Origin of the sequence: Yinghuangia seranimata, assembly GCF_029953285.1 — a bacterium.
Classification (GTDB): domain Bacteria; phylum Actinomycetota; class Actinomycetes; order Streptomycetales; family Streptomycetaceae; genus Yinghuangia; species Yinghuangia seranimata.
In genome coordinates this window covers 167,091-192,148 of sequence record NZ_JASAOI010000011.1, presented here as the reverse complement: position 1 = coordinate 192,148, position 25,058 = coordinate 167,091, and the positions used below count along the sequence as shown (strand labels likewise).

Annotated in this window: 22 protein-coding genes and 1 tRNA gene; 3 read left to right on the top strand and 20 right to left on the bottom strand. The window is 70.7% G+C overall.

Annotation, left to right across the window (positions count from 1 at the left end; genetic code table 11):
- Nucleotides 1-49: 49 nt before the first annotated feature.
- Together QI554_RS08870 and QI554_RS08865 are read left to right on the top strand one after the other, a co-directional pair.
- On the top strand, nucleotides 50-493 hold the full coding sequence (locus QI554_RS08870; RefSeq protein WP_425527940.1) for a hotdog fold thioesterase: 444 nt from the start codon (nucleotides 50-52) through the stop codon (nucleotides 491-493).
- A gap of 138 nt (nucleotides 494-631) precedes the next feature.
- The gene (locus QI554_RS08865) at nucleotides 632-1,303 is read left to right on the top strand and encodes a hypothetical protein (RefSeq protein WP_281467752.1); all 672 of its coding nucleotides are present in this window, start codon (nucleotides 632-634) and stop codon (nucleotides 1,301-1,303) included.
- Between the two features lie 92 nt (nucleotides 1,304-1,395).
- Here the strand turns inward: QI554_RS08865 and QI554_RS08860 are convergent, their stop codons facing one another.
- From QI554_RS08860 to QI554_RS08835, 6 genes are all read right to left on the bottom strand, one after another.
- Nucleotides 1,396-2,088: an ABC transporter ATP-binding protein gene (locus QI554_RS08860; RefSeq protein WP_281467911.1), complete on the bottom strand. Its 693-nt coding sequence runs from the start codon at nucleotides 2,086-2,088 to the stop codon at nucleotides 1,396-1,398.
- 86 nt (nucleotides 2,089-2,174) lie between these two features.
- On the bottom strand, nucleotides 2,175-3,026 hold the full coding sequence (locus QI554_RS08855) for an ABC transporter ATP-binding protein (RefSeq protein ID WP_425527939.1): 852 nt from the start codon (nucleotides 3,024-3,026) through the stop codon (nucleotides 2,175-2,177).
- Nucleotides 3,023-4,417: a branched-chain amino acid ABC transporter permease gene (locus tag QI554_RS08850; protein WP_281467750.1), complete on the bottom strand. Its 1,395-nt coding sequence runs from the start codon at nucleotides 4,415-4,417 to the stop codon at nucleotides 3,023-3,025. The genes QI554_RS08855 and QI554_RS08850 overlap by 4 nt, the downstream gene beginning before the upstream one ends.
- Entirely contained in the window at nucleotides 4,414-5,334 is a 921-nt protein-coding gene (locus QI554_RS08845; protein WP_281467748.1) for a branched-chain amino acid ABC transporter permease, read from the bottom strand. Before QI554_RS08845 ends, QI554_RS08850 begins: the two co-directional genes overlap by 4 nt.
- Nucleotides 5,335-5,546: 212 nt before the next feature.
- Nucleotides 5,547-6,761: a branched-chain amino acid ABC transporter substrate-binding protein gene (locus QI554_RS08840; protein WP_281467746.1), complete on the bottom strand. Its 1,215-nt coding sequence runs from the start codon at nucleotides 6,759-6,761 to the stop codon at nucleotides 5,547-5,549.
- A gap of 289 nt (nucleotides 6,762-7,050) precedes the next feature.
- The gene (locus tag QI554_RS08835) at nucleotides 7,051-7,671 is read right to left on the bottom strand and encodes an ANTAR domain-containing response regulator (protein ID WP_281467744.1); all 621 of its coding nucleotides are present in this window, start codon (nucleotides 7,669-7,671) and stop codon (nucleotides 7,051-7,053) included.
- Nucleotides 7,672-7,795: 124 nt separating this feature from the next.
- On the opposite strand from QI554_RS08835, the gene QI554_RS08830 reads away from it, so the two are divergent.
- A tRNA-Leu gene (locus tag QI554_RS08830) sits at nucleotides 7,796-7,878 on the top strand.
- A 172-nt stretch (nucleotides 7,879-8,050) separates the two neighbouring features.
- Here the strand turns inward: QI554_RS08830 and pyk are convergent.
- The 14 genes from pyk to QI554_RS08765 all read right to left on the bottom strand — a co-directional run bounded on the left by pyk (nucleotide 8,051) and on the right by QI554_RS08765 (nucleotide 24,986).
- A complete protein-coding gene (gene pyk, locus QI554_RS08825) occupies nucleotides 8,051-9,475 on the bottom strand; it encodes a pyruvate kinase (RefSeq protein ID WP_281467741.1) in 1,425 nt (474 codons plus the stop codon).
- 239 nt (nucleotides 9,476-9,714) lie between these two features.
- Nucleotides 9,715-11,175 carry a glutamate synthase subunit beta gene (locus QI554_RS08820; RefSeq protein WP_281467739.1) on the bottom strand — a complete coding sequence of 487 codons (1,461 nt, stop codon included), beginning with the start codon at nucleotides 11,173-11,175 and terminating at the stop codon, nucleotides 9,715-9,717.
- A complete protein-coding gene (gene gltB, locus QI554_RS08815; RefSeq protein WP_281467737.1) occupies nucleotides 11,168-15,736 on the bottom strand; it encodes a glutamate synthase large subunit in 4,569 nt (1,522 codons plus the stop codon). The genes QI554_RS08820 and gltB overlap by 8 nt, the downstream gene beginning before the upstream one ends.
- Nucleotides 15,737-16,113: 377 nt before the next feature.
- A complete protein-coding gene (locus tag QI554_RS08810; protein WP_425527945.1) occupies nucleotides 16,114-16,857 on the bottom strand; it encodes a VIT1/CCC1 transporter family protein in 744 nt (247 codons plus the stop codon).
- A 314-nt stretch (nucleotides 16,858-17,171) separates the two neighbouring features.
- On the bottom strand, nucleotides 17,172-18,197 hold the full coding sequence (lgt, locus tag QI554_RS08805; RefSeq protein ID WP_281467735.1) for a prolipoprotein diacylglyceryl transferase: 1,026 nt from the start codon (nucleotides 18,195-18,197) through the stop codon (nucleotides 17,172-17,174).
- A 163-nt stretch (nucleotides 18,198-18,360) separates the two neighbouring features.
- Complete coding sequence (locus tag QI554_RS08800; RefSeq protein WP_281467733.1) at nucleotides 18,361-19,179, bottom strand: DsbA family protein; 819 nt, start codon at nucleotides 19,177-19,179, stop codon at nucleotides 18,361-18,363.
- 51 nt (nucleotides 19,180-19,230) lie between these two features.
- Complete coding sequence (locus QI554_RS08795; RefSeq protein ID WP_281467731.1) at nucleotides 19,231-19,749, bottom strand: MauE/DoxX family redox-associated membrane protein; 519 nt, start codon at nucleotides 19,747-19,749, stop codon at nucleotides 19,231-19,233.
- A 178-nt stretch (nucleotides 19,750-19,927) separates the two neighbouring features.
- A complete protein-coding gene (trpA, locus tag QI554_RS08790; protein ID WP_281467729.1) occupies nucleotides 19,928-20,728 on the bottom strand; it encodes a tryptophan synthase subunit alpha in 801 nt (266 codons plus the stop codon).
- Nucleotides 20,729-20,801: 73 nt separating this feature from the next.
- Complete coding sequence (trpB, locus tag QI554_RS08785; RefSeq protein WP_281467727.1) at nucleotides 20,802-22,046, bottom strand: tryptophan synthase subunit beta; 1,245 nt, start codon at nucleotides 22,044-22,046, stop codon at nucleotides 20,802-20,804.
- Between the two features lie 78 nt (nucleotides 22,047-22,124).
- The gene (locus QI554_RS43540) at nucleotides 22,125-22,202 is read right to left on the bottom strand and encodes a hypothetical protein (RefSeq protein ID WP_425527944.1); all 78 of its coding nucleotides are present in this window, start codon (nucleotides 22,200-22,202) and stop codon (nucleotides 22,125-22,127) included.
- A gap of 82 nt (nucleotides 22,203-22,284) precedes the next feature.
- Nucleotides 22,285-23,094, bottom strand: coding sequence for an indole-3-glycerol phosphate synthase TrpC (gene trpC, locus QI554_RS08780; protein ID WP_281467725.1), 810 nt, complete (start codon nucleotides 23,092-23,094; stop codon nucleotides 22,285-22,287).
- A 290-nt stretch (nucleotides 23,095-23,384) separates the two neighbouring features.
- Entirely contained in the window at nucleotides 23,385-23,852 is a 468-nt protein-coding gene (locus QI554_RS08775) for a DUF2752 domain-containing protein (RefSeq protein WP_343230770.1), read from the bottom strand.
- Nucleotides 23,853-23,886: 34 nt separating this feature from the next.
- Entirely contained in the window at nucleotides 23,887-24,321 is a 435-nt protein-coding gene (locus tag QI554_RS08770) for a CD225/dispanin family protein (protein ID WP_281467723.1), read from the bottom strand.
- 458 nt (nucleotides 24,322-24,779) lie between these two features.
- Nucleotides 24,780-24,986, bottom strand: a complete 207-nt coding sequence (locus tag QI554_RS08765) for an HGxxPAAW family protein (protein WP_281467721.1) — start codon at nucleotides 24,984-24,986, stop codon at nucleotides 24,780-24,782.
- Nucleotides 24,987-25,058: the final 72 nt, after the last annotated feature.

Here is a 25,058-nt window from a genome sequence, read left to right as displayed (position 1 = left end):
CCCCCTCGCGTGGCCGAACGAGTCCGTCACGCAGAGGAGCAGCACCACCATGAGCACGATGCCGCACGTCGAGTTCCCCATCCCCGTCGACGAGCTGGTCAAGCTGTTCGGCACGAACACTGTCGGTGAGACGCTGGGCACGAAGATGGGCATCGTCGTCCAGGAGGCCTCCGTCGAGCGCCTGGTCGCCACCATGCCGGTCGAGGGCAACATCCAGCCGTACGGGCTGCTGCACGGCGGTGCGTCGTGCGTCCTCGCCGAGACGCTGGGCTCGATCGGCTCCGCGATGCACGCCGGGCCGGACGCCATCGCGGTCGGCATCGAGATCAGCGCGACCCACCACCGCTCGGCCACCTCGGGCCTGGTCACCGGTGTGGCCACGCCGATCCACCTCGGCCGCACGCTCGCGACGTACGAGATCGTCATCACCGACGAGGCGGGCAAGCGCGTGTGCACGTCGCGGCTGAGCTGCATGATCCGCCGCTCCGCCTGACCGGGCGGGTTCGCGGCCCCGCGGGCCGGAATTCCCTGTAGCGGACCGGTCTCCGACTGCTGACACGCGCGTCGTGCGGCCCGTAGCGTACTGCGCACGTGCCTGCACTACGCGCGTCCAGCGGGAGGACCGGTCGGAATGAGTGACGAGCAGCGCACCACGGAAACACCCGGCGGCGAACCGGAGAGGCCCCACGGCAGGCCGGCACCCGGCGCCGAGGACCAGGAGGCACCGGGGCCCAGAGCCCGGCCCGGCGTCGTCCTCGCCGCCGTCTTCGGGCTCCTGCTCGGCGGCGGCGCGGCGGCCGGGGTCGCCGCCGCGCGGTGGCCCGAGCACGAGAAGCCGAAACCCCCTCCGCCGCCCGCCGCACCGGCCGTGCCGGGCATGGTCGAGGGCGACATCGCGGTCGGCGCGGCGCCGCAGCGCAGCGGCAACGTCGAACTCACCGTGCTGACGCTGCGCTGCGGGATGTCGTTCATCACCGGGACGCACGCGGAGCACTTCGCCGAGCAGGGCCAGATATGCCGGGTCGGCGTCCAGATCCGCAACGACCAGACGACCAGCGTCAACGTCGACAGCACCACGCAGCAACTGGTCCTGGCGAACGGCGCGACGGCGGCCCCGGACAACCAGTCCATGCTGATCCGCCGGCAGATCGGGCTGCAGCCCGTCGGCGCGCACAACATCGTCGTGCTGGAGTACTGGTACGACATCGCCGCGGACACCCAGCCCACCGCGATCCGGCTGAAGGGCACGGCGGACCTGCCGACGGTCGAAGTGCCGCTGCCGGCCCACCAGTGGAAGCCCTGACCCGGCCGCGCCGGGTGGCACGACGAAGGCCCCGCCGGGCGACCGGTGGGGCCTTCGTCGTGCTCAGCGCGTACCGTGCGTGTGCCCGGGCGTCAGGCGCCCGCGCCCTCGCCGAGGTACGCCTCGCGGACCCGCGGGTCCGCGAGCAGTTCGCCGGCCGTGCCGGACATCATCACGCTGCCGGTCTCCAGCACGTACGCGCGGTCGGACAGCTTGAGCGCCTGCGCGGCGTTCTGCTCGACCAGGAGCACCGTGGTGCCCTGCGCGTTGATCTCCTTGATGATCGAGAAGATCTGGGCGACGATCAGCGGCGCCAGGCCCATCGACGGCTCGTCGAGGAGCAGGACGCGCGGCCGGCCCATCAGCGCGCGGCCGATGGCGAGCATCTGCTGCTCGCCGCCGGACAGCGTGCCCGCCTGCTGCGAGCGGCGCTCGTGCAGGCGCGGGAACAGCTCGTACACGCGCTCGAGTTCGGCCTTCGGCACGGACTTGAAGCGGTACGCGCCCATCTGGAGGTTCTCCAGCACCGTCATGCGCGGGAACACCCGGCGGCCCTCGGGGCTCTGCCCGATGCCGAGCGCCACCACGTGGTGCGGCGGGATGCCGTCGATGCGCTCGCCGTTGAGCCGGACCTCGCCGCTGCGCGGGCTCAGCAGGCCCGAGATGGTGCGCAGCGTCGTGGTCTTGCCCGCGCCGTTGGCGCCGAGCAGCGTGACGATCTCGCCCTCGCCGACCGTGACGTTGATGCCCTTCAGCGCCTGGATGGCGCCGTAGTAGACGTGCATCTCGTGGAGTTCGAGCAGCGGGGTCACCGGCGGCTTCGCGGCCGCCGGCTGCGTCAGCCCGTTCACCTCGGGCGTCTCGATCGTGCTCACTTGTCCTCCTCGCCCGGAACGGCTTCCTCGTCGGAGGCTCCCAGGTACGCCTCGACCACCGCGGGGTTGTGCTGGACCTCGGCAGGCGTGCCGGAGGCGATCACCTTTCCGAAGTTGAGCACGGTCACGCGGTCGGCCACGGACATGACCAGGCGCATGTCGTGTTCGATCAGCAGCACGCTGATGCCGAGTTCGCGGTTGATGTGCTTGATCAGCTCGGCGAGTTCGAGCTTCTCGGTCGGGTTGGTGCCGGCCGCCGGCTCGTCGAGGAGCAGCACCTGGGGGTCGGTCGCGAGCGCGCGGGCGATCTCCAGGCGTCGCTGGTCGCCGTAACTGAGCGACGCGGCAAGCTCGTTGAGCTTGTCGGCCATGCCGACGAAGTCGAGCAGCTCGTGCGAGCGGCGGTCGCTGGCGCGCTCGTTGCGGCGCGCCCACGGCATGCCGAGCATGATGCCGACCGGGCCGGACTTCTGCCGGGTCTCGGCGGCGATCTTCACGTTCTCGAGCGCGGTGAGCGCGCCGAACAGGCGGATGTTCTGGAACGTGCGGGCGACGCCGAGCCGGTTGACGACGTGCGGCTTGCGGCCGAGCAGGTTCTGCTCGCCGCCGTCGGCGGACAGCGTGATGCGGCCCTCCTGCGGCACGTACACGCCGGTCAGCGAGTTGAACAGCGAGGTCTTGCCGGCCCCGTTGGGGCCGATGACCGCGAGGATCTCGCCCCGGTTGAGGGTGAGGTCGACGTCGTTGAGACACACCAGGCCGCCGAAGCGCAGGGTCAACCCCCGCGCTGTGACGACCGCGTCGGTGGTCTGCGGCGTCGTCTCCTTGGTCATGGACGTGGTGCTCACGCGATCCTCCCGCCGGCCGGTTCGGTCATGGCGTCGGCGTCCCCGATGCCTTCCTTGGCCAGTGTCAGCTCACGCTTGCGCCGACGGGAAGGGATGAGGCCCTGCGGGCGGTAGATCATCATGATGACGAGCAGCGCGCCGAGGTAGGTGATGCGGTCGTTCTCGTCGACCCAGTCCTTCAGGTACTCGGGCAGCCACGCGAGGAGCGCGGTGCCGACCATGACGCCCCAGATGGAGCCCATGCCGCCGAAGATGACGTAGGCGAGCACCAGCACGGAGAACATCAGCTTGAAGCTCTCCGGCGAGATGAAGCCGGTCTTGGAGGCGTAGACCCCGCCGGCCAGGCCGGACGTCGACGCGCCGATCGCGAACGCCATCAGCTTGTACTTGACGGTGTTGACGCCGTTGGCGGCCGCCGCGATCTCGTCCTCGCGGATGGCGGTCCAGGCCCGGCCGACCCGCGAGTGCTCGAGGCGGATGAACAGGAACACGACGACCGCCGCCATGCCCATGATCAGCCACCAGTACGGCTTGGGGTCGAGCTCCCACTCGTAGTCGAGGAAGCCGAGGTGGACGCTCGGGTGCGGGATGTTCGTCGCGCCGCCCGAACCGCCGCTGAAGCCGTTGGCGTTGTTGGCGATCAGGTAGACGATCTCGTGGAAGCCGAGCGTCACGATCGCCAGGTAGTCGCCGCGCAGCCGCAGCGTCGGGGCGCCGAGCAGCACGCCCGCGATGAGGCAGGTCACCACCGCGATCGGCATGGCCAGGAACGGGTTGAGCTCGACCGGCGGCTTGGTGGGCAGCGAACCCGTCCAGAACGCCGTCGAGTACGCGCCGATCGCGAAGAACGCGATGAAGCCGAGGTCCAGCAGGCCGGCCCAGCCGACCACGACGTTGAGGCCGATCGCCAGCAGGACGTAGACCGCGACGTTGCCGACGAGGACCTGGTTCCAGCGGGTCGAGATGAACAGCGGCAGGACCGCGAGGACCACCACGACGACGGCGAGGGCGCCGAGCTTGACCGGGGTCTTGTCGAACGCCTTCTTGGTGTTCTGCCAGGCGGGCATGTCAACGGTGTTCGCCCTGGCGGTGGCCTTCGCGCGTTCCACCGGGGCCTTGGGCACGAACTCGAAGAAGGCCCAGAAGGCCACCATGAGGGCGATGCAGACCGGGAGGCGGACACCGTCGGTCATCGACTCGTTGACCGAGAAGAAGATGTCGTCGGTGCTCGCGTTGGGGCCGGTCGCCAGGGCGAGCAGCGCGGCGGCCAGCACCATGCCGAACAGCCGGGTCCAGCGCGGCTGCCGGTACCACGGGACGCGGCGGAGCTTGGCGAGGTCCATGACGACCATGTCGCGCTCGTCCGCTTCGGGGCGGGTGATCGTGCTCATGCGGTCCTCCCCAGACGTTCCCCGAGGATGCCGGTCGGGCGGAACATCAGCACCAGGATCAGGACGACGAACGCCGAGACATAGCGCCACTCCTCGCCGAACAGCGGCGACGAGAAGCTCTCCACGAGGCCGAGCAGCAGACCGCCGAGCATGGCGCCGCGCACGTTGCCGATGCCGCCGACGACGGCCGCGGCGAAGGCGGTGATGCCCGGGAAGAAGCCCATCGTGTAGCCGACCGACGAGTTCATCGCGAACAGGAACCCGGCGATGCCGCCGAGGAGTCCGCCGACGATGAAGGTCCGCGAGATGACCTTGTCGATGTCGACGCCCATGAGACCCGCGGTCTCGGCGTCCTGCGCGACGGCGCGGATGCCGGCGCCCATCTTGGTGCGGTTCACCAGCAGGTCGAGGCCGATCATCATGATCACCGCGGAGCAGACGATCAGCACCTGAAGCACCGTCACCTGCGCGTTCATCACGGTGAACACTTTTTTGTTCTCGAACGGGATGGTGAGGCTGTGGTTGTTGCGGCCGAACAGCTTGCCCGCGAGGTTCGACAGCAGGAACGACGCGCCGATCGCGCTGATGAGGAACGCGAGTCGGGGTGCGTTACGTTTTCTGAGCGGTCTGTACGCGACCTTTTCCAGGGCGAACGCGGTACCCGCGCCGGCGAATCCGGCGGTGGCGAAGCCGAGCAGCACAAGCAGGACCGACATGCCGACCGACGGGTCGTTGAAATCGATCTTGGTGAACACCATCAGGACGGCGAAACCGCCGACCATGAACACCTCGCTGTGCGCGAAGTTGATCAGTTGGAGCACGCCGTACACCATCGTGTAGCCGATGGCGATGACGGCGTACAGGGCGCCGAGCGCAATACCTGGGATCAGGTAGTCCCAGAATTCCTGGACAGTCATACGCGAGTTTCCTCAGCGGGAGCTTCCGGCGGGCGTTCGCGGGCGCCTTGTGGGCGGCGAACGGCCCGACCGTACATGGACGGTGCGGTACGGGAGAAGGACTCGGACTTACGTCGTCGCGATCCGGATCAGGACAGGAACGGCCCGGGCCCTCCCCCACCCTCGGGAAGAACCCGGGCCGCTTGGTGTCTCACGTCCGGCGAGTCCGAGCGTCAGCTCTTGGAGAGCTCCTTGATGTTGCCGGTGTACTCGATCTTCCCGCCCTTGACGGTGTACAGGAAGATGTCCTCGCCCACGTACTCACCGTTCTGGTCGAACTTGAAGGTCTTGGTCAGACCGGTGTAGGTGGCCGCCTTCAGCTTGCCGAGCAGCGCCTCGCGGGTGATGGACTTCGGGTCCGAGAAGGTCTTCATCTGCTCGATCGCGAAGTTCGCCAGGTCGTAGGACTCGGCCGAGTAGGCGCCCGGGTCCTCCTTGTACTTGGCCTTGTAGTCCGTCACGAACTTGGCGGTCTTGGCTTCCTTGCTCGCGTCCATGCACGGGCAGGTCAGCAGCCAGTTCTCGGCGGCGTCCTTGGCGTTGTCGACGAACTTGTCGTCCTTGGTGCCGTCACCCGAGATCATCGGGATCGTGACGCCGGCTTCCTTGAGCTTCTTGGCGAACGGCGCGGCGTCGTCGTAGTAGCCCGCGTAGATGAGGCCGTCGGCGCCGGAGTTCTTGACCTTGGTCGCGAGCGACGTGTAGTCCGGCGTCTTCTGCGGCGCCGACTCGCTCTGGACCTGGACGCCGGCCTTGGTCAGACCGTCCTTGGCGACCGCCGCGAGACCCTCACCGTAGGGGGTCTTGTCGTTGACGATCATGACGTTCTTGAGGTGCAGCTTCTGGCTGAAGTACATCGCCATGCCGCCGCCCTGCGCGCTGTCGTTCGGCGTGCCGCGAAGGAAGGCGGTGAAGTTGTTCTTCGGGTCCGTCAGGCTCACCCGGGTCGCGGACGGGCTGAGCGTCGCAAGCTTGGCCTTGGCGTAGTTCGGCGACGCGGCCTGCGTCGGGCCGGAGAACGCGGGGCCGACCACGACGACGACGTTCTTGTCGTCGATCAGCTTCTGGGCCGCGGCGACCGACTTGGTCTCCGACGCCTCGTCGTCCGAGGTCGTGAACTTCAGCGTGAACGGCAGGGCGCCGCTGGCGTTGGCCTGCTCGACCGCCAGCTCGGCGCCCTTCTTCTCGTTGAGGCCGAGAGCCGAGTTCTCACCGGAGAGGCCGGCCTGGAAGCCGATCGTGTAGGTCGGCTTGTCGCCGCCGCCACCACCGGGCGCGGAGCTGCTGCCCTTGCTGTCGTCCTTCTTGTCGTCGCTACCGCAAGCGCTCAGCACTAGTGCCGATGCCACCACGGGCAGCGCGATTTTGATCATGCTTCGCTTCAGCACAGCCCAACCCCTTGAGTGTCTGACGTGAACCGATGAACCGGAATATCTCCAGCGACCGCGACTTCTTCGCGCGGTGCGCCGAAATGTAGCTGTCGGAACCGAGGGCGCGGGAGTCCAGGGGATGAGATGTGATGCGCCCGTAATCAAACGTCATGGGAGGGAAACCGGAACCTCAGGAGAACCTCAGATCGCCAGCAAACTTCCCGCGAGTCTGCTAAACACGAAAAACCCGCCCCAATCCGGACAGATTGGGGCGGGCGATTGGGGGTCTACGCGCGAAAAACGGGGCCTACTCTCCCACTTCGCCCCCGGAGACGACGACCTCGGCCACGGCGCGCATCGACAGCCGGCGGTCCATCGACGTCTTCTGGATCCAGCGGAAGGCCTCGGGTTCGGACAGCCCGTACCGCTCCTGGAGCACCGACTTGGCCCGATCGACCAGCTTCCGGGTTTCCAGACGCTGCGTCAGGTCCACGACCTCGCGTTCCAGGGCCGCGAGTTCGGTAAACCTCGAAACCGCCATCTCGATTGCCGGAACGAGGTCACCCTTCGTGAAAGGCTTCACGAGATAGGCCATCGCGCCCGCGTCCCGGGCCCGTTCGACGAGTTCCCGCTGCGAGAACGCGGTCAGCATCAGCACCGGCGCGAGCCGCGCGCCGGCAATCTGCTCAGCGGCCGAAATACCGTCCAGGATCGGCATCTTGACGTCCAGGATCACCAGGTCCGGACGGTGCTCCTCGACCAGCCGCACCGCAGCCGCCCCGTCGCCGGCCTCACCGACGACACGGTAGCCCTCCTCCTCCAGCATCTCCTTGAGGTCGAGGCGGATCAGCGCCTCGTCCTCCGCGATCACCACACGGATGACCGAGGCCTCGGACGCGTCGGCGGGCGTGTTGGCGGGTGACGTCACAGCACTCCTAGGTCGGGCGATACCTGCAGGCAGAAGGGTACCCAGAGGCGGTATGGTGAGCCTCGCGCAGGGCGACCCGCGCGACCGGCCGACGGACACCCCCGAGGGTGCCTCCCGAGGCCGCGCCGGAATGGTGGAACGGCAGACACGGAGGTCTCAAACACCTCTGCCCGCAAGGGCGTGCGGGTTCGAATCCCGCTTCCGGCACCGCAGCGACACTCCCGACGGCCCGCGCCACGGCGCGGGCCGTCGGCGTTTCCGCAGGCCACCGCCCCGTACCGCCGTCCGGGTGATGCGGCCCCGGAACGGGCGGAGGGGCCGGGACACGTGGCCCCGGCCCCTCCGGCCGTCGTCCTGCACCAAGTCACGGCACCGCGCCTTACTTGGTGAGCATTTCTCCTATGTGGTGCACGCGGATCATGTTCGTCGACCCGGGCACACCCGGCGGCGAGCCCGCCGTGATGATCACCACGTCGCCCGGCTTGCACCGGCCGATGTTGAGCAGCGACGCGTCCACCTGGCGCACCATCTCGTCGGTGTGCTCGCACAGCTCGCCGAGGAAGGTCTCCACGCCCCACGTCAGCGACAGCTGGCTGCGCACCGACTGCTCGGGGGTGAAGGCCAGCGTCGGGATCATCGGGCGGTAGCGGGACAGCCGGCGCGCGGTGTCGCCGCTCTGCGTGAACGCCACCAGGTACTTGGCGCCCAGCCGTTCGCCGATCTCGGCGGCCGCCGACGCGATGACGCCGCCCTGCGTGCGCGGGTCGGGCAGCGAGCGCAGCTCCTCCTGCAGCGCCGAGGACTCCTCGGCGGCGCAGATGATGCGCGCCATCGTCTTGACCGTCTCGATCGGGTACTTGCCGACCGAGGTCTCGCCGGACAGCATCACCGCGTCGGTGCCGTCGAGCACCGCGTTGGCGACGTCGGACGCCTCGGCGCGGGTCGGCCGGGACGCGTTGATCATCGAGTCCAGCATCTGCGTCGCGACGATGACCGGCTTGGCGTTCGCGCGGGCCAGCGTGATGCAGCGCTTCTGGACGATCGGCACCTGCTCGAGCGGCATCTCGACACCGAGGTCGCCGCGGGCGACCATGACCGCGTCGAACGCCTCGACGATCTCCTCGAGGTTGGCGACCGCCTGCGGCTTCTCGATCTTGGCGATGACCGGGACGCGGTAGCCGACCTCGTCCATGACGCGGTGGACGTCCTCGACGTCCTTAGCGTTGCGCACGAAGGACAGCGCGACCATGTCGCAGCGCATCCGCAGCGCCCAGCGCAGGTCCTCGATGTCCTTCTCGGACAGCGCCGGGACGCTGACCGCGACGCCCGGCAGGTTGAGGCCCTTGTGGTCGGAGACCATGCCGCCCTCGATGACCATCGTGTGGACCCGCGGGCCCTCCACGTCGGTCACCTCGAGCGTGACGCGGCCGTCGTCGACCAGGATGCGCTCGCCCTTGCCGACGTCGCCGGGGAGGCCCTTGTAGGTCGTGGAGACCTCGTGGCGGTCGCCCGGGACCTCGTCGGTGGTGATGGTGAACTCGTCGCCGCGCTCGAGCAGCACGGGGCCCTCGGCGAAGTTGCCGAGGCGGATCTTCGGGCCCTGCAGGTCCATCAGGATGCCGACGCTGCGGCCGGACTCGTCGGAGGCCTTGCGCACCCGGTGGTAGCGCTCCTCATGGTCGGCGTAGGTGCCGTGGCTGAGGTTGAAGCGGGCTACGTCCATGCCTGCGTCCACGAGCGTGCGGATCTGCTCGTAGCTGTTGGTGGCTGGGCCCAGGGTGCAGACAATCTTCGCTCGACGCATGGGTCAACCCTAGTTCCTACCGGAAAGTAACGAGTGGGCGGTGTCCGGTTTGCCGCTAAATGCCGGTCAACATTTTGTTGAACGGCGGGGGAAATTCTCATGCACAAGGCCCCCGTGCCGTCAATAACGACGCGGGGGCCCTGATTGGTTCTGCGTATGGGGCCGGCATTGCGGCCGGCGGTGGTGCGGCGGCGCGTGCCGGGCGGATGAGGGTCCGCCCGGCGCGCGCCGGTCGTGCGTCAGACCAGCAGCTGCCGGTCGGTGGGCTTGATCGGGCGCGGCAGGTTGGTGCTGCCGGTCAGCCACTGGTCGACCTCGGCCGCGCACGAGCGGCCCTCGGCGATCGCCCACACGATGAGCGACTGCCCGCGGCCCGCGTCGCCGGCCACGAACACGCCGTCGACGGTGGTCGCGAACCGGCCGTCGCGGGCGATGTTGCCGCGCTCGTCCAGCTCGACGCCCAGCTGCTCGATGAGCCCGTTGGCCCGGTCGGTGCCGATGAAGCCCATCGCCAGGAAGACGAAGTCCGCCGGGATCTCCCGCTCGGAGCCCGGGAGTTCGGTGAGCTTGCCGTCGACGAACTCGACCTCGACGAGGCGCAGCGCCTTGACGCGGCCGTCCTCGCCCGCCACGAACTCCTTCGTGCTGACGGCGTAGACGCGCTCGCCGCCCTCCTCGTGGGCGCTCGCGACCCGGTAGGTCATCGGGTACGTCGGCCACGGCTGCGCGTCGGGGCGCTCCTCCGGCGGCCGCGGCATGATCTCCAGCTGCGTCACCGACGCCGCGCCCTGCCGGTGGGCGGTGCCCAGGCAGTCCGCGCCGGTGTCGCCGCCGCCGATGATGACCACGTGCTTGCCGGCCACGTCGATGGGCGAGGCGACCAGGTCGCCCTCCTGCACCTTGTTGGCGTACGGCAGGTACTCCATCGCCTGGTGGATGCCGCCCAGCTCGCGCCCCTGCACCGGCAGTTCGCGCCACGCGGTGGCGCCGGCCGCGACCACGACCGCGTCGTAGCGGCGGCGCAGCTTCGCGCCGTCGACGTCGGTACCGATCTGCATACCGGTGTAGAACTTGGTGCCCTCCGCGCGCATCTGCTCGATGCGGCGGTTGATGTGGCGCTTCTCCATCTTGAACTCGGGGATGCCGTAGCGCAGCAGGCCGCCGATGCGGTCGGCGCGCTCGTACACCGCCACGGTGTGGCCGGCGCGGGTCAGCTGCTGCGCGACGGCCAGGCCCGCCGGGCCCGAGCCGATGACCGCGACGGTCTTGCCGGACAGCCGCTCGGGCGGCTGCGGGGCGACGTTGCCGTCGTCCCACGCCCGGTCGATGATCGACACCTCGACGTTCTTGATGGTGACCGCGGGCTGGTTGATGCCCAGGACGCACGCGGCCTCGCACGGCGCGGGGCACAGCCGCCCGGTGAACTCCGGGAAGTTGTTGGTCGCGTGCAGCCGCTCGGCGGCACCTTCCCAGTCCTCGCGCCAGGTCAGGTCGTTCCACTCGGGGATGAGGTTCCCCAGCGGACAGCCGTTGTGGCAGAACGGGATGCCGCAGTCCATGCAGCGGCCGGCCTGCTTGGTGATGATGGGGAGCAGGGTGCGCTCCTCGTACACCTCCTTCCAGTCACGCAGGCGCACGTCGACGGGGCGTCGGGTGCCCAGCTGCTGGGGGGTGGTGAGGAAGCCCTTCGGGTCAGCCATGTGCCGCCTCCATCATCTTCTGGACGGTCTCGGACTCGGAGAGTCCGGCCTGCTCGGCGGCGTCCTTGGCGGCGAGCACTGCCTTGTAGTCCCTCGGCATGATCTTGCCGAAGCGCCGGGACGCGGTGTCCCAGTCCGCGAGGAGCGCCTCCGCGACCGCGGAGCCCGTCTCCTCGAAGTGCCGCCGCACAACGTCGTGCAGCTGCTGCCGGTCGGCGTCGTCGAGCTCTTCCAGGTCGGCGAGCTCGGTGTTGACGTTGTCGGCGTTCGGGTCGAGCAGGTACGCGACGCCGCCGGACATACCGGCCGCGAAGTTGCGCCCGGTCGAGCCGAGGACGACCGCGAGGCCGCCGGTCATGTACTCGCAGCCGTGGTCGCCCACGCCCTCCGAGACCACCGTGGCACCGGAGTTGCGGACGCAGAAGCGCTCGCCGACCCGGCCGCGGATGAGGATCTCGCCGCCGGTCGCGCCGTAGGCGATGGTGTTGCCGGCGATGACGTTGTCCTCGGCGGCGAACGTCGCGGTGCGCGCCGGGCGGACGATGACGCGCCCGCCGGACAGGCCCTTGCCGACGTAGTCGTTGCCGTCGCCCTCGAGGCGCAGCGTGATGCCGCGCGGCACGAAGGCGCCGAACGACTGGCCCGCCGAGCCGGTGAGGGTGATGTCGATCGTGTCGTCCGGCAGACCCGCGCCGCGGTACCGCTTGGTGACCTCGTGGCCGAGCATCGTGCCGACCGTGCGGTTGATGTTCTGCACGGGCAGCTGGATGCGGACCGGCTCGCCGTTGTCCAGCGCGTCGGCGGCCAGCTCGATGAGCTGGTTGTCGAGCGCCTTGGCCAGGCCGTGGTCCTGGGCCGTGGTGCAGGTGAGCGCGGCGCCCTCGGGCAGCGCGGGCACGTGGAACAGCGGCGCCAGGTCCAGGCCGGCCGCCTTCCAGTGCTCGACGGCCGCGGTGGTGTCGAGGAGTTCGGCGTGGCCGACGGCCTCTTCGAGGGTGCGGAAGCCGAGCGCGGCCAAGTGTTCGCGGACCTCTTCGGCGATGAACTCGAAGAAGTTGACGACGAACTCGGCCTTGCCGGAGAACCGCGAGCGCAGTTCGGGGTTCTGCGTGGCGACGCCGACCGGGCAGGTGTCCAGGTGGCAGACGCGCATCATGATGCAGCCCGAGACCACCAGCGGGGCGGTCGCGAAGCCGTACTCCTCGGCGCCGAGCAGCGCCGCGATGACGACGTCGCGGCCGGTCTTCAGCTGGCCGTCGGTCTGCACGACGATGCGGTCGCGCAGGCCGTTGAGCAGCAGCGTCTGCTGGGTCTCGGCGAGGCCGAGCTCCCACGGTCCGCCCGCGTGCTTGAGCGAGGTCAGCGGGGAGGCGCCGGTGCCGCCGTCGTGGCCCGAGATGAGCACGACGTCCGCGTGCGCCTTGCTGACGCCCGCCGCGACCGTGCCGACGCCGACCTCCGCGACGAGCTTCACGTGGACGCGCGCCTGCGGGTTGGCGTTCTTCAGGTCGTGGATGAGCTGCGCGAGGTCTTCGATCGAGTAGATGTCGTGGTGCGGCGGCGGCGAGATGAGGCCGACGCCGGGCGTCGAGTGCCGCGTCTTCGCGACCCACGGGTAGACCTTGTGGCCGGGCAGCTGGCCGCCCTCGCCGGGCTTGGCGCCCTGCGCCATCTTGATCTGGATGTCGTCGGCGTTGACGAGGTACTCGGAGGTGACGCCGAACCGGCCGGACGCGACCTGCTTGATCGCCGAGCGGCGCTCGGGGTCGTACAGGCGCTCCGGGTCCTCGCCGCCCTCACCGGTGTTGGACTTGCCGCCGAGGCGGTTCATCGCGATCGCGAGGGTCTGGTGCGCCTCCATCGAGATGGAGCCGTAGGACATCGCGCCGGTGGAGAACCGCTTGACGATCTCGCTGACGGGCTCGACCTCGTCGATCGAGATCGGCTCGCGGGTACCGTCCTTGAACCGGAACAGGCCGCGCAGCGTCATCAGGCGCTCGGACTGCTCGTCGACCCGCTGCGTGTACTTCTTGAAGATGTCGTAGCGGCGGGTGCGGGTGGAGTGCTGGAGGCGGAAGACCGTCTCCGGGTCGAACAGGTGCGGCTCGCCCTCGCGGCGCCACTGGTACTCGCCGCCGATCTCGAGGCGGCGGTGCGACGGCGCGATGCCGCTGGGCGGGTACGCCTTGGCGTGCCGCTGCCCGACCTCCTGGGCGATCACGTCGAGGTCGACGCCGCCGAGCTTGCTGGTGGTGCCGGAGAAGTACTCGGCGACGACGCCGTCCGCGAGGCCGATCGCCTCGAAGACCTGCGCGCCCCGGTACGAGGACACCGTGGAGATGCCCATCTTCGACATGACCTTCAGGACGCCCTTGCCGAGCGCCTTGATGAGGTTCCGGATGGCCTTCTCGGGGGCGATGTCCTGGAGGAACACGCCCTCGCGCACCAGGTCCTCGACCGACTCCATGGCCAGGTACGGGTTGACCGCCGCGGCGCCGTAGCCGATGAGCAGGGCGACGTGGTGGACCTCGCGCACGTCGCCGGCCTCGACGATGAGGCCGACCTGGGTGCGGGTCTTGGTGCGGATCAGGTGGTGGTGCACGGCGCTGGTGAGCAGCAGCGAGGGGATCGGCGCGTGCTCGGCGTCCGAGTGCCGGTCGGACAGCACGATGATGCGCGCGCCGTTCGCGATGGCGGTGGTCGCCTCGGTGCGGATCTCCTCGATGCGCTTGCGCAGCGCGTCGCCGCCGCCGTCGACCGGGTACAGGCCGGAGATCGTGGCGGCCTTGAGGCCGGGCATGTCGCCGTCGGCGTTGATGTGGATGAGCTTGGCGAGCTCGTCGTTGTCGATGACCGGGAACGGCAGCACGACGTTGCGGCACGCGGCCGGCGTCGGGTCGAGGAGGTTGGCCTCGGGGCCGACGAACGAGCCGAGGGAGGTGACCAGTTCCTCGCGGATGGCGTCCAGCGGCGGGTTGGTGACCTGCGCGAACAGCTGCACGAAGTAGTCGAACAGCAGGCGCGGCTTCTCGGACAGCGCGGCGATCGGGCTGTCGGTGCCCATCGAGCCGAGCGGCTCGCCGCCGGCGCGGGCCATCGGCGCGAGGATGACGCGGAGTTCTTCCTCGGTGTAGCCGAAGGTCTGCTGGCGGCGTGTGACGGACGCGTGCGTGTGCACGACGTGCTCGCGCTCGGGCAGGTCCTCGAGGTTGATCAGGCCGGCGTGCAGCCAGTCGCCGTACGGGTGTTCGGCGGCCAGCCCGGACTTGATCTCGTCGTCCTCGACGATGCGGTGCGACGTGGTGTCGACCAGGAACATGCGGCCCGGCTGCAGGCGGCCCTTGCGGACGATCCTCGCCGGGTCGATGTCGAGCACACCGACCTCGGACGACAGCACGACCAGGCCGTCGTCGGTGACCCAGTAGCGCGACGGGCGAAGGCCGTTGCGGTCGAGGACCGCGCCGATCAGCTCGCCGTCGGTGAAGGTGACGCACGCGGGGCCGTCCCACGGCTCCATGACGGTGCCGTGGAAGCGGTAGAAGTCCCGACGGGCCGGGTCCATCGTGGCGTGGTTCTCCCACGCCTCCGGGATCATCATCAGGACGGCGTGCGGGAGGGTGCGGCCGCCGAGATGCAGCAGCTCGAGCACCTCGTCGAACGACGCGGAGTCCGACGCGCCCGGCGTGCAGATCGGGAAGAGCCGGGACAGGTCGCCGGGGATCAGGTCCGTCGCGATCATCGACTCGCGCGCGGCCATCCAGTTCCGGTTGCCCATCACGGTGTTGATCTCGCCGTTGTGGGCGATGAACCGGTACGGGTGGGCCAGCGGCCACGCCGGGAACGTGTTGGTGGAGAAGCGCGAGTGCACCAGGCCGATCGCCGACGCGAAGCGCCGGTCCGACAGGTCCGGGAAGAACGGCTCGAGCTGACCGGTGGTCAGCATGCCCTTGTAGATGATCGTGCGGCACGACAGCGAGGCGAAGTAGACCTCGACCTCGCGCTCGGCGCGCTTGCGGAGGCAGAAGGCGAGGCGGTCCAGCTCGAGGCCGGCGCGGGTGCCCGTGGCGTCCGCGACGAAGACCTGCGCGAAGCGCGGCATGGTGGCGCGCGCGGTGGTGCCGACCAGCTCGGGGGTGGTCGGCACGTCGCGCCAGCCGAGGACCTTCAGGCCCTCCTCGGCGGCGATCCGCTCGATGGAGGACTTGGCGCGGCCCGCGTGGACGTCGTCGTCGGGGAGGAACGCGATGCCCGCGGCGTAGGCGCCGGCGGCGGGGAGCTCGACGCCGGAGACCGCGCGGAAGAACTCGTCCGGGAGCTGGGTGAGGATGCCGGCGCCGTCGCCGGTGTCCGGTTCGGCGCCGGTCGCGCCGCGGTGCTCCATGTTGCGGAGCACGGTGAGGGCCTGCTGGACGATGTCGTGGCTGGGCTCGCCGGTGAGCGTGGCGACGAAACCGACACCGCACGCGTCGTGCTCGTTGCGCGGGTCGTAGAGTCCCTGGGCGGCCGGGATCGCGGAGAACAGCGGACCCTGGCGAGGGGTGGAGGATGCAGCAGGAGGCATGGGCGCTCCCGTCGTCGTCGTGGCGTGTGGTGCGCAACAGGGACGACGTTGGCCCTCTGCGGTTTCGTGCAGGTTACACGATCAGTTGTGGCATCCGAAACACAAGACACCGTTGTCTCGCCATTCGGACATCGCGGGTGATTCTCGGGGCCGATGCCCAAGTCCGCAGCCATCTCCGCCGCCGCGCCCCTGGGTCATTCCCGGCCACCCTGTTACCGAAACGGTCGATCCGCGGTACCGAAGGTGATCGTTTTCAGGGTGAAGGTGTCCGATGACAGAAAAGTTTCGAAAAACGCACCGACACGGTCCCGCCAAGTGAACGACGCGACAAGGGTGTTCGCGACGCGGCCGACGGCCGCGCCGACCCGCCGGAACGGCTAGCCGATCCCCTGACCGATCGCCATGCCCAGCAGGTACGTCAGACCGCCTGCGGCACCGCCCAGCAGAAGCTGCCGCAGCCCGCCGAACCACCACGGCTTCGCCGTCACCCGCGACACCACCGCGCCGGCCCCGAACAGGCCCGCCGCGGTCAGCGCCAGCGCCGGCCACAACGCCGTCGCGCCCAGCAGGTACGGCAGCAGCGGCAGGATCGCGCCCAGCGCGAAGAACACGAACGACGAGCCCGCGGCCAGCCACGGCGACGGCAGGTCGTGCGGGTCCACGCCGAGCTCCTCGCGGGCGTGCACCTCCAGCGCCAGCTCCGGGTCGCGCGACAGCTGCGTCGCCACCTGGTGCGCCAGGTCCTCGTCCAGGCCGCGCGCGATGTACAGCTCGGCCAGCTCGCGGCGCTCGGCCTCCGGCGCGCGCACCAGCTCCAGGCGCTCGATCTCGACCTCGGCGCGGGCCAGCTCGGACTGCGAGGCGACCGAGGTGTACTCCCCCGCCGCCATCGAGAACGCGCCGCCCGCCAGTCCGGCGAGTCCCGTGATCGCGATCGTCTTGGCGGCGGCGTCGCTGCCGGCCACGCCCGCGATCAGCGCGAAGTTCGAGACCAGGCCGTCCATGGCGCCGAACACGGCGGGGCGCAGCCATCCGCCCGCGATGTCGCGGTGGGTGTGGTCGATCTCGGGCTCGGGCTCGGACCGGGGCTCGGACTGGGGCTCGACGAGCGCGCCCTTCACGAGCGCGTCCGCAGCCGTCCCGTCGGGTGTCGCCTCGACCTCCGCGCGGAGGGTCCCGGACGCCGCCGTGCCGCCTATGCCGCCGGTCTCGGTCACGTCTGGGTCCTCCTCGGGTGCTCGCGTCCCCACGACGCTACCGCGCGGCGCACCCGCCCCACCAGCAAGGTGAGGCTGGCCGAACCCGCTGGTCAGCGGCCTGGCAGAGACGTAAATCGGACGGCCGGACAGTCGGCCAAGGGGTCAGAACACGCGCGGCGGCCCGGATGTTCCGGGCCGCCGCGGCGGATCTGCGTGAAGGGTGGGCGTCGGGGCGGTCAGGCGGTCTCGACGCCGGCGACCCTGGTGGCCGTCGGGCCCTTGGCCCCGGCGTCGTCCTCGGACCCGCCGTCCTTGGCGTCGCCGCCCTCGGTGTCGCGGTCCTCGGCGGCGGCGACCGGCTCGTCCGTCTCCTCGGCCGCGGGCCGGCCGACGTCCCCGCCGTTCTCGTCGCCCTCGTCGTCCTCGTCGTCGTACGGGCGGGTGCCCTTGAGCGTCGCGGGGTCCTCGCGGCCGGGGCGCTTCTTCGCCGAGACGACGATGTAGGCGACGGCACCGGCGAAGACCAGGATCGACGTCCAGTTGTTCAGGCGCATGCCGAGGACGTGCTCGGCCTCGTCGATGCGCAGGTACTCGAACCAGAACCGGCCGACCGTGTACGCGGCGACGTAGAGCGCGAAGGCGCGGCCGTGGCCCAGCTTGAAGCGCCGGTCCGCCCAGATCACCAGCGCGGCGACGCCGACGCACCACACCGACTCGTACAGGAAGGTCGGGTGGAACGTCCCGGCCTCGCCCGTCGGGCTGTGGGCCGCGTCGATCTTGAGCGCCCAGGGGACGTCGGTGGCCTTGCCGTACAGCTCCTGGTTGAACCAGTTGCCCCAGCGGCCGACCGCCTGCGCGAGCACGATGCCGGGCGCCAGCGCGTCCGCCATGGCCGGCAGCGGGATCCCGCGCCTGCGGCAGGCGATCCACGCCCCGACGCCGCCGAGGAAGATCGCGCCCCAGATGCCCAGGCCGCCCTTCCAGACCTCGAACGCCTTGATCGGGTCGCCGTCGGACCCGAAGTACGGCCCCGGCGTCGTGATGACGTGGTACAGGCGCCCGCCGAGCAGGCCGAACGGCACCGCCCAGACGGCGATGTCACCGACCGTCCCACGGCGGCCGCCCCGGGCGACCCACCGGCGCTCGCCCAGCCAGATGGCCAGGATGACGCCGAGGATGATGCAGAGCGCGTAGCCGCGCAGCGGCAGCGGCCCGAGGTGCACGACACCGCGGGACGGGCTGGGGATGTATGCGAGGTCCATGGCAGGGACGACGGTACCCTGCCGCGGCCGCCGACGGGGAACGGCGGTCGTCCGGAACCCCGCCCCCGCGGCGCCCGCCGAGCGGCGGGCGGCCACCCGCCCGCGGGGCGGGCGCGGCGGCGGGTGTGCCGGCGCGACCGCCCCGCGGGGAGGGTGGGCTGCGTCAGGACTTCGGGGTCTGGGCGATGATGCCCTCGAGCTGGGCCTTGAAGGCGTCCGGGCTCATGACCTGGTTGTTCGCGACGTACTGCACCTTCTGGTCGTTCAGGGCGATCGTCGGGGTGCCGGTGACCTTCTGGCCCGCGACCTTGGCGTTGTTGAAGTCCTCCTGGGAGGCCTTCACCCACGGGGCGTAGGTCAGGTCGTTGACGCACGCGTCGAAGGTGGGGCTGCGCAAGCCGTCGACCTTGCCCGCCAGCTCCAGCAGGTAGGAGTTCTTGCCGAACTTGTCGTTGGTCTCGTCGGGCTGGTTGGCGTAGAGCACGTCGTGGAACGCCTTGAACTTCCCGGCGTCCTGGGCGCACGCGGCGGCGTTGGCGGCGTACTTGGAGCCGTTGCCGCCGAGGTTCTTGTCCAGGAACGACGCGATGTGGTAGTCGATCCGGATCTGTCCCGCGTCGGCCATCTGCTGCATGGTGGCGCCGAGCTTGCCCTCGACCTGGTCGCAGATCGGGCAGCGGAAGTCCTCGTAGACCGTGAGGACGGGCGCGTTCGGGTTGCTGCCGTAGGGCACGACGGTGCTCGTCATGCCTGTCGGCAGCTTGAGCGGCTTGTCACTGACCGAGGACCAGCTCGTGTTGCTGCTGTTCGACTTGTTCGTGCCGACGATGACGCCGATGGTCGCCGCGACGGCGAGCACGGCGACGACCGAGCCGCCGACGATCAGGGCCCGCTTGCGCTTGTCCGCGGCGCGCTGGCGTTCCCGTTCGACCTGCATGCGTTCCCGTGCGGAGCGCTTGGCGTCGTCGTTCTTCTTGCTCATCAGCTGTGTTCACCGTCTATCGGTCGAGCGGTCTGTCGGTCGGTCGGGAGATCAGTGGGTGTCGTCGTCCTCTATGGCCAGCCACGCGTCGGCGGAGAACCTGGTGCGCGGGAAGAACAGCAGCCAGCCCGCCATGGCGAGGAAGCCGATGTCGCGCAGGATCTCCTGCAGGTACTTGGTCTGGTCGGGCGCGATCGGCCCGCCGCCGCCGAAGCAGCCGCAGTCGATGGCGAGGCCGCGGGCCCACGCCTGGCTGATGCCGGCGATGAAGACCAGCAGGAGGAGCGCGGAGATGCCCGCGACGATCCGGGTGCCGAGTCCGATGATCAGGAGTGCGGCGAGGCCGAGCTCGAGGTAGGGCAGCGCGTACCCGACGGGTTCGACGAGGCTCTCCGGCAGGACGTCGAACGCGCGCACGGCCTGTGCGGCCTGCGCGGGGTTGGTGGCCTTCTCCCAGCCGGCGAAGGTCCACACGGCGGCCAGGCCGAGCCGGACCACGAGGCCGATCCAGGGCAGCGCTCTGCGGACGGTGGAGCCGCCGGCGGGGCGGGCGGCGATCGCCGCGTTCATTCGTGTGACCTCCGGGGCGGACGGACGGGTGCCCTTGTTTAACCGTTTTGGAGGTCGCGAGGTTCCTCGTACGGAGTAACTCGTTGCGGTCAAACGGCGACGGGCGGCCATCGCAGGTATGCGACGACCGCCCGCCATCTTGCCATCTATGGCGCTATGTCCAAATTTCCAGTCGGAGTCAGCGCCCCGCGCGGACCCCCTGCGCGAGCTCGGCGGCGAGGGCGCGGACCGCGTCCAGGCCGGCCTGCTCGTCGGGGGCGTCGAGCAGCGCGCGCACGAACGCCGAGCCGACGATGACGCCGTCCGCGAAGGCGGCGATCTCGGCGGCCTGCGCCCCGTTGGACACCCCGAGGCCGACGCAGATCGGCAGGTCGGTGGCCTCGCGGGTGCGGGCGACCAGCTCGGCGGCGCGGTTGCCCACGGTCGTGCGGGTGCCGGTGATGCCCATGGTGGACGCCGCGTACACGAACCCGCCGGCCGCGTCCGCGGTGAGCTTGATGCGCGCGTCGGTCGACGACGGCGCGACCAGGAACACCCGGTCGAGGCCGTGCTTGTCGGTCGCCGCGATCCAGTCGGCCGCCTCGTCGGGGATGAGGTCCGGGGTGATGACCCCGGCCCCGCCGGCCGCGGCGAGCTCTTCGGCGAAGCGCTCGACGCCGTAGCGCTCGATCGGGTTCCAGTACGTCATGACCAGCGCGGCGGCACCGGTCTCGGCGACCGCGCGGGCGTTCGCGATGACGTGGTGGGTGTTGGTGCCGTGCGCGAGCGCGTGCTCGACGGCGCGCTGGATGACCGGCCCGTCCATCTGCGGGTCGGAGTAGGGCAGGCCGATCTCGATGACGTCGCACCCGCCCTCGACCATGGCGCGGGCGGCGGCCGCCGAGCCTTCGACGCTCGGGTAGCCGGCCGGCAGGTAGCCGATCAGCGCGGCACGGTTCTCGGCACGGGCGGCCGCAAGGACCTCCGAAAGACGGCTCATGCCAGCACCTCGCTGCGCTCGGCGCCGCATTCGCCCGACGCACCCCTCTTGTTGATGAGCTCGCTTCGCTCGCTCACTGCTGGTCCTCCTCGCGGACGTCGGCGTCGAACAGGTCGAAGTAGCGCGCGGCGGTGTGCATGTCCTTGTCGCCGCGCCCGGACAGGCTGACCAGGATGGTCGCGTCCGGGCCGAGCTCCTTGCCGATCTCGATGGCGCCCGCGAGGGCGTGCGCCGACTCGATGGCCGGGATGATGCCCTCGGTGCGGCACAGCAGGCGGAACGCCTCCATGGCCGCGTCGTCGTTGACGGGGCGGTACTCGGCGCGCCCGGTGGCGTGCAGCCACGCGTGCTCGGGGCCGACGGCCGGGTAGTCCAGGCCCGCGGAGATGGAGTGGCTCTCCAGGGTCTGGCCGTACTCGTCCTGCAGGAGGTAGGTGCGGGCGCCGTGCAGCACGCCGACGGCGCCGCCGGTGATGGACGCCGCGTGGCGGCCGGTCTCGACGCCGTCGCCGCCGGCCTCGAAGCCGTACAGCTTGACGCCGGGGTCGCCGATGAACGGGTGGAAGATGCCGATAGCGTTCGACCCGCCGCCGACGCACGCCGCGACGGCGTCGGGCAGCTTGCCGGTGAGGTCGAGCACCTGCCGGCGGGCCTCGACGCCGACGATGCGGACGAAGTCGCGGACCATCGCGGGGAACGGGTGCGCGCCGGCCGCGGTGCCGAGCAGGTAGTGCGTGGTGTCGACGTTGGTGACCCAGTCGCGGAGCGCCTCGTTGATGGCGTCCTTGAGGGTGCGCGAGCCGATGGCGACCGGAATGACCTGGGCGCCGAGCACGCGCATGCGGGCGACGTTCAGCGCCTGCCGCTGGGTGTCGACCTCGCCCATGTAGACGACGCACTCGAGGCCGAGCAGCGCGCACGCGGTGGCGGTCGCGACGCCGTGCTGGCCGGCGCCGGTCTCGGCGATGACGCGCGTCTTGCCCATGCGCTTGGTGAGCAGCGCCTGGCCGAGCACGTTGTTGATCTTGTGCGAGCCGGTGTGGTTGAGGTCCTCGCGCTTGAGGATGACGCGGGCGCCGCCCGCGTGCTCGGCGAAGCGCGGCACCTCGGTGATGATGCTCGGGCGGCCGGCGTAGTCCTTGAGCAGCGCGTTGAACTCGGCGTGGAACGCCGGGTCCGTCTTCGCCTTCTCGTACGCCGCGGTGAGCTCGTCGAGCGCGGCGATCAGCGCCTCGGGCAGGAACCGCCCGCCGAAGACGCCGAAGTGTCCGGAGGGGTCCGGCTGCTCGGAGGCAGCCGAAAAAGCTTCGGTAGACATGGGGTGATCCTCTTGGGAGAGGTGGCGGAACCACCGTCCGACACGGCGGACGGCGGCATGGTCACGGCTGACGAAGGGTCAGCGGTGACGCCATCGCCTTCCCGGGACCTGGCCGGGCTCGCAGCCGATGACGAACCGGACCCGGCGCCCGAGCACGCGGCGCGCGGGGGCGCGGCAGCCACGGGGCTTGGCGCCCCGGGCGAAGCGCCCCACCAGGTCACGGCAGTTCACGGTCGGCTCAGCTCCGCCCGTGGCGCAGCGCGGGGTGCGCGCCCGCGGCGACGAGGTCGGCGACGCTGCTGCGCGGGTCGCGGCCGGTGACGAGCGACTCGCCGACCAGCACCGCGTCGGCGCCGGCGTTGGCGTACGCGATCAGGTCGTGCGGGCCGCGGACGCCGGACTCGGCGATCCGCACCACGGTGTCGGGGATCAGCGGCGCGACGCGGGAGAAGTTGTTCCGGTCGACCTCGAGGGTCTTCAGGTTGCGCGCGTTGACACCGATGATCTGCGCGCCGGCCTCCAGCGCGCGCTCGGTCTCCTCCTCGTCGTGCACCTCGACGAGGGGCGTGAGCCCGATCGACTTGGCGCGCTCGATGAGGGACACCAGCGCGTTCTGGTCGAGCGCGGCGACGATCAGCAGGGCGAGGTCGGCGCCGTGCGCGCGGGCCTCCCACAGCTGGTAGCTGGTGACGATGAAGTCCTTGCGCAGCACCGGGATGTCGACCCGGGCGCGGACGGCGTCGAGGTCGTCGAGGGAGCCGCCGAAGCGGCGCTGCTCGGTGAGGACGCTGATGACGGCGGCGCCGCCGGCCTCGTAGTCGGCGGCCAGGCCCGCGGGGTCGGCGATCGCGGCGAGTGCGCCCTTGGACGGGCTGGACCGCTTGACCTCGGCGATGACGGAGACGCCGCCGGCGCGCAGTGCGCCGAGCGCGTCCTTGGCGGGGGGCGCGGCGGCCGCAAGCTCCTTGATTTCGTCAAGGGATACGCGGGCCTGTCGCTCGGCGAGGTCGGCAGTAACACCGTCGATGATCTCGTCGAGCATGCTCACGCTTTGCTTCCCCTCGTCTCAGCCCCACGTCGCGGACGACGGACTGGAGTGGTCGGCCCGGTCGTCCCGGGCCGGGCGTCCCCAACGAACCTCGCGGTCCGAAGGTTCCGACCCTTCGATGGTATCGGCCCGCCGAAGTCCCCAGCGTCCCGCCTGCCGGTCGCCCGGCCGGATGCGACAACGGGGGCAGCATACGGCGTCGCACGGGCCCCGCGTTCCCGAGGTCCGCCGTGCGGGACGGGCCGCCGCGCCTGCCCCTCGGCGACCTGTGAGCCCCCGGTCGGGGCAGGTCAGGGCGCGAGGGCCGCACCGAACGGCAGGTTCCGGACCACCCAGAAGACCCCGATCACCACGAGCAGCGCGCGCAGCAGGCGGGGGTCGGCGGCGGTCCGGCGCACCGTCCCGCGGGCCGAACGCACCGCCCAGCGCAGCCAGATCGTGATCACCAGCGGGGCCAGCGCCACGGCCAGGACGTTGAAGCCGACGGCGGCCGGCAGGTCGCCGTGCGCGAGCGCGTTGACGCACCGCAGACCACCGCAGCCGGGGCAGAACCGGCCGGTCAGCCACAGGAACGGACAGGTCGGATAGTGGCCCGGCCGGTTCGGGTCGACCGTGCCGATGTACACCGTGGCGGCGCCCGCCAGCAGCAGCGATCCGACGGGGGCAATCAGGCGGCGGGACAGCCGGGGGTCGGGCTGCGCGGCGACGGCGGTCCAGGCGGGGGGCGCGGGGTCGTCCGCGGCGCGGGGTGCGGTCACGCCGTCCATCCTGACTCACGGAGCGACGGGGGGCTCACAGGTCGCCGAGGGTTTCCTTCCAGCCCAGCACGAACACGCCGACCATCCATGTGGTCCAGAAGATGACGCCGAGCAGCACCGCGCCGATCGTCCAGTTGCGGGCCCGCAGCGACGCCTCGTTGGCGCCGGCCTGGTCGCCGCGCAGCCAGCGCTCGTTGACCGACGTGGCCGCGAGCAGCGCGGGGATGCCGGCCAGGAAGCAGCAGAAGACGGTCGCCAGGACGGCCCAGGCAAGGTAGTTGTCGGGCGGCGGCAACGGCGGCGCCGGGGGCCGGGTGGGCGGGCCGAAGGAAGGCGGCGGCGAGGCGGTGGGAAACCCGTACGGCGACGTGTTGCCGAACCCCGGGTTGGGCCCGAACGGGGTGGGCGGCGGTGTCCCCCACCCCGGCTTCCCGCCGTCCTGCGGCGGGGGCGGATAGCCCTGAGTCATGTACTAGCGGTCCCTTCCGCGCCCACCCGCTGCCACGGAACGACACCTCGGCCCCCGCGCACCGGTCCCCGGCCCGAACCGCCACCGGCCCGAACCGCAGGCCCACAGTAGCGATACCGGCAGGTGGGATGCGGCTGAGGTGAGCTCTTGGGACGAGTTCGGAACACCGGGGCCGGGCCCGATGGGGAGGCGGCGCGAGCCACGACCACCGGACGCACGGGCGCGCGGCGGCACCTGCTGAGCGCACGGCCGCGAGGCGGCGCGGACGCCGGGACCGGCGCACGGCGGAGGCGGCGCGGGCCCGTGGCTGTGGTGGCCCCACACGAGTCCTCACGCGCGGGAGCCCGCGTCGCCCCAAGTACGGGGCGGCGCGGGCTCGGTGGCCGAGCTCGGCCGGACCTTCCGCCGCGCTCACGCCTCGGGGGCGGCGCGGCGGGGGCCGGTGACGCGTCGACGGGTCAGCGGCGGGCCGGGGCGGTGCCCATGCCGGCCATCCGCATGGCCTGGCCGGCGATGACACCCACGACGATGACGCCGATGCCGGCCCAGAACAGGATCTGGTTGGCGGCGATCACCGCGACGCCGGAGATGGTCGACCCGATCAGCGCGAGGATGGTGAGGGTCCAGGCGGCGGGAGTGTTCCCGTGGTCAACGCCCTGCGACATCGTTGCTCCTTGATACATCCGTGGTGACGGGCTGCGCCGGTGGTCGGCGGGCCCGAAGACTCCATTGTCCCC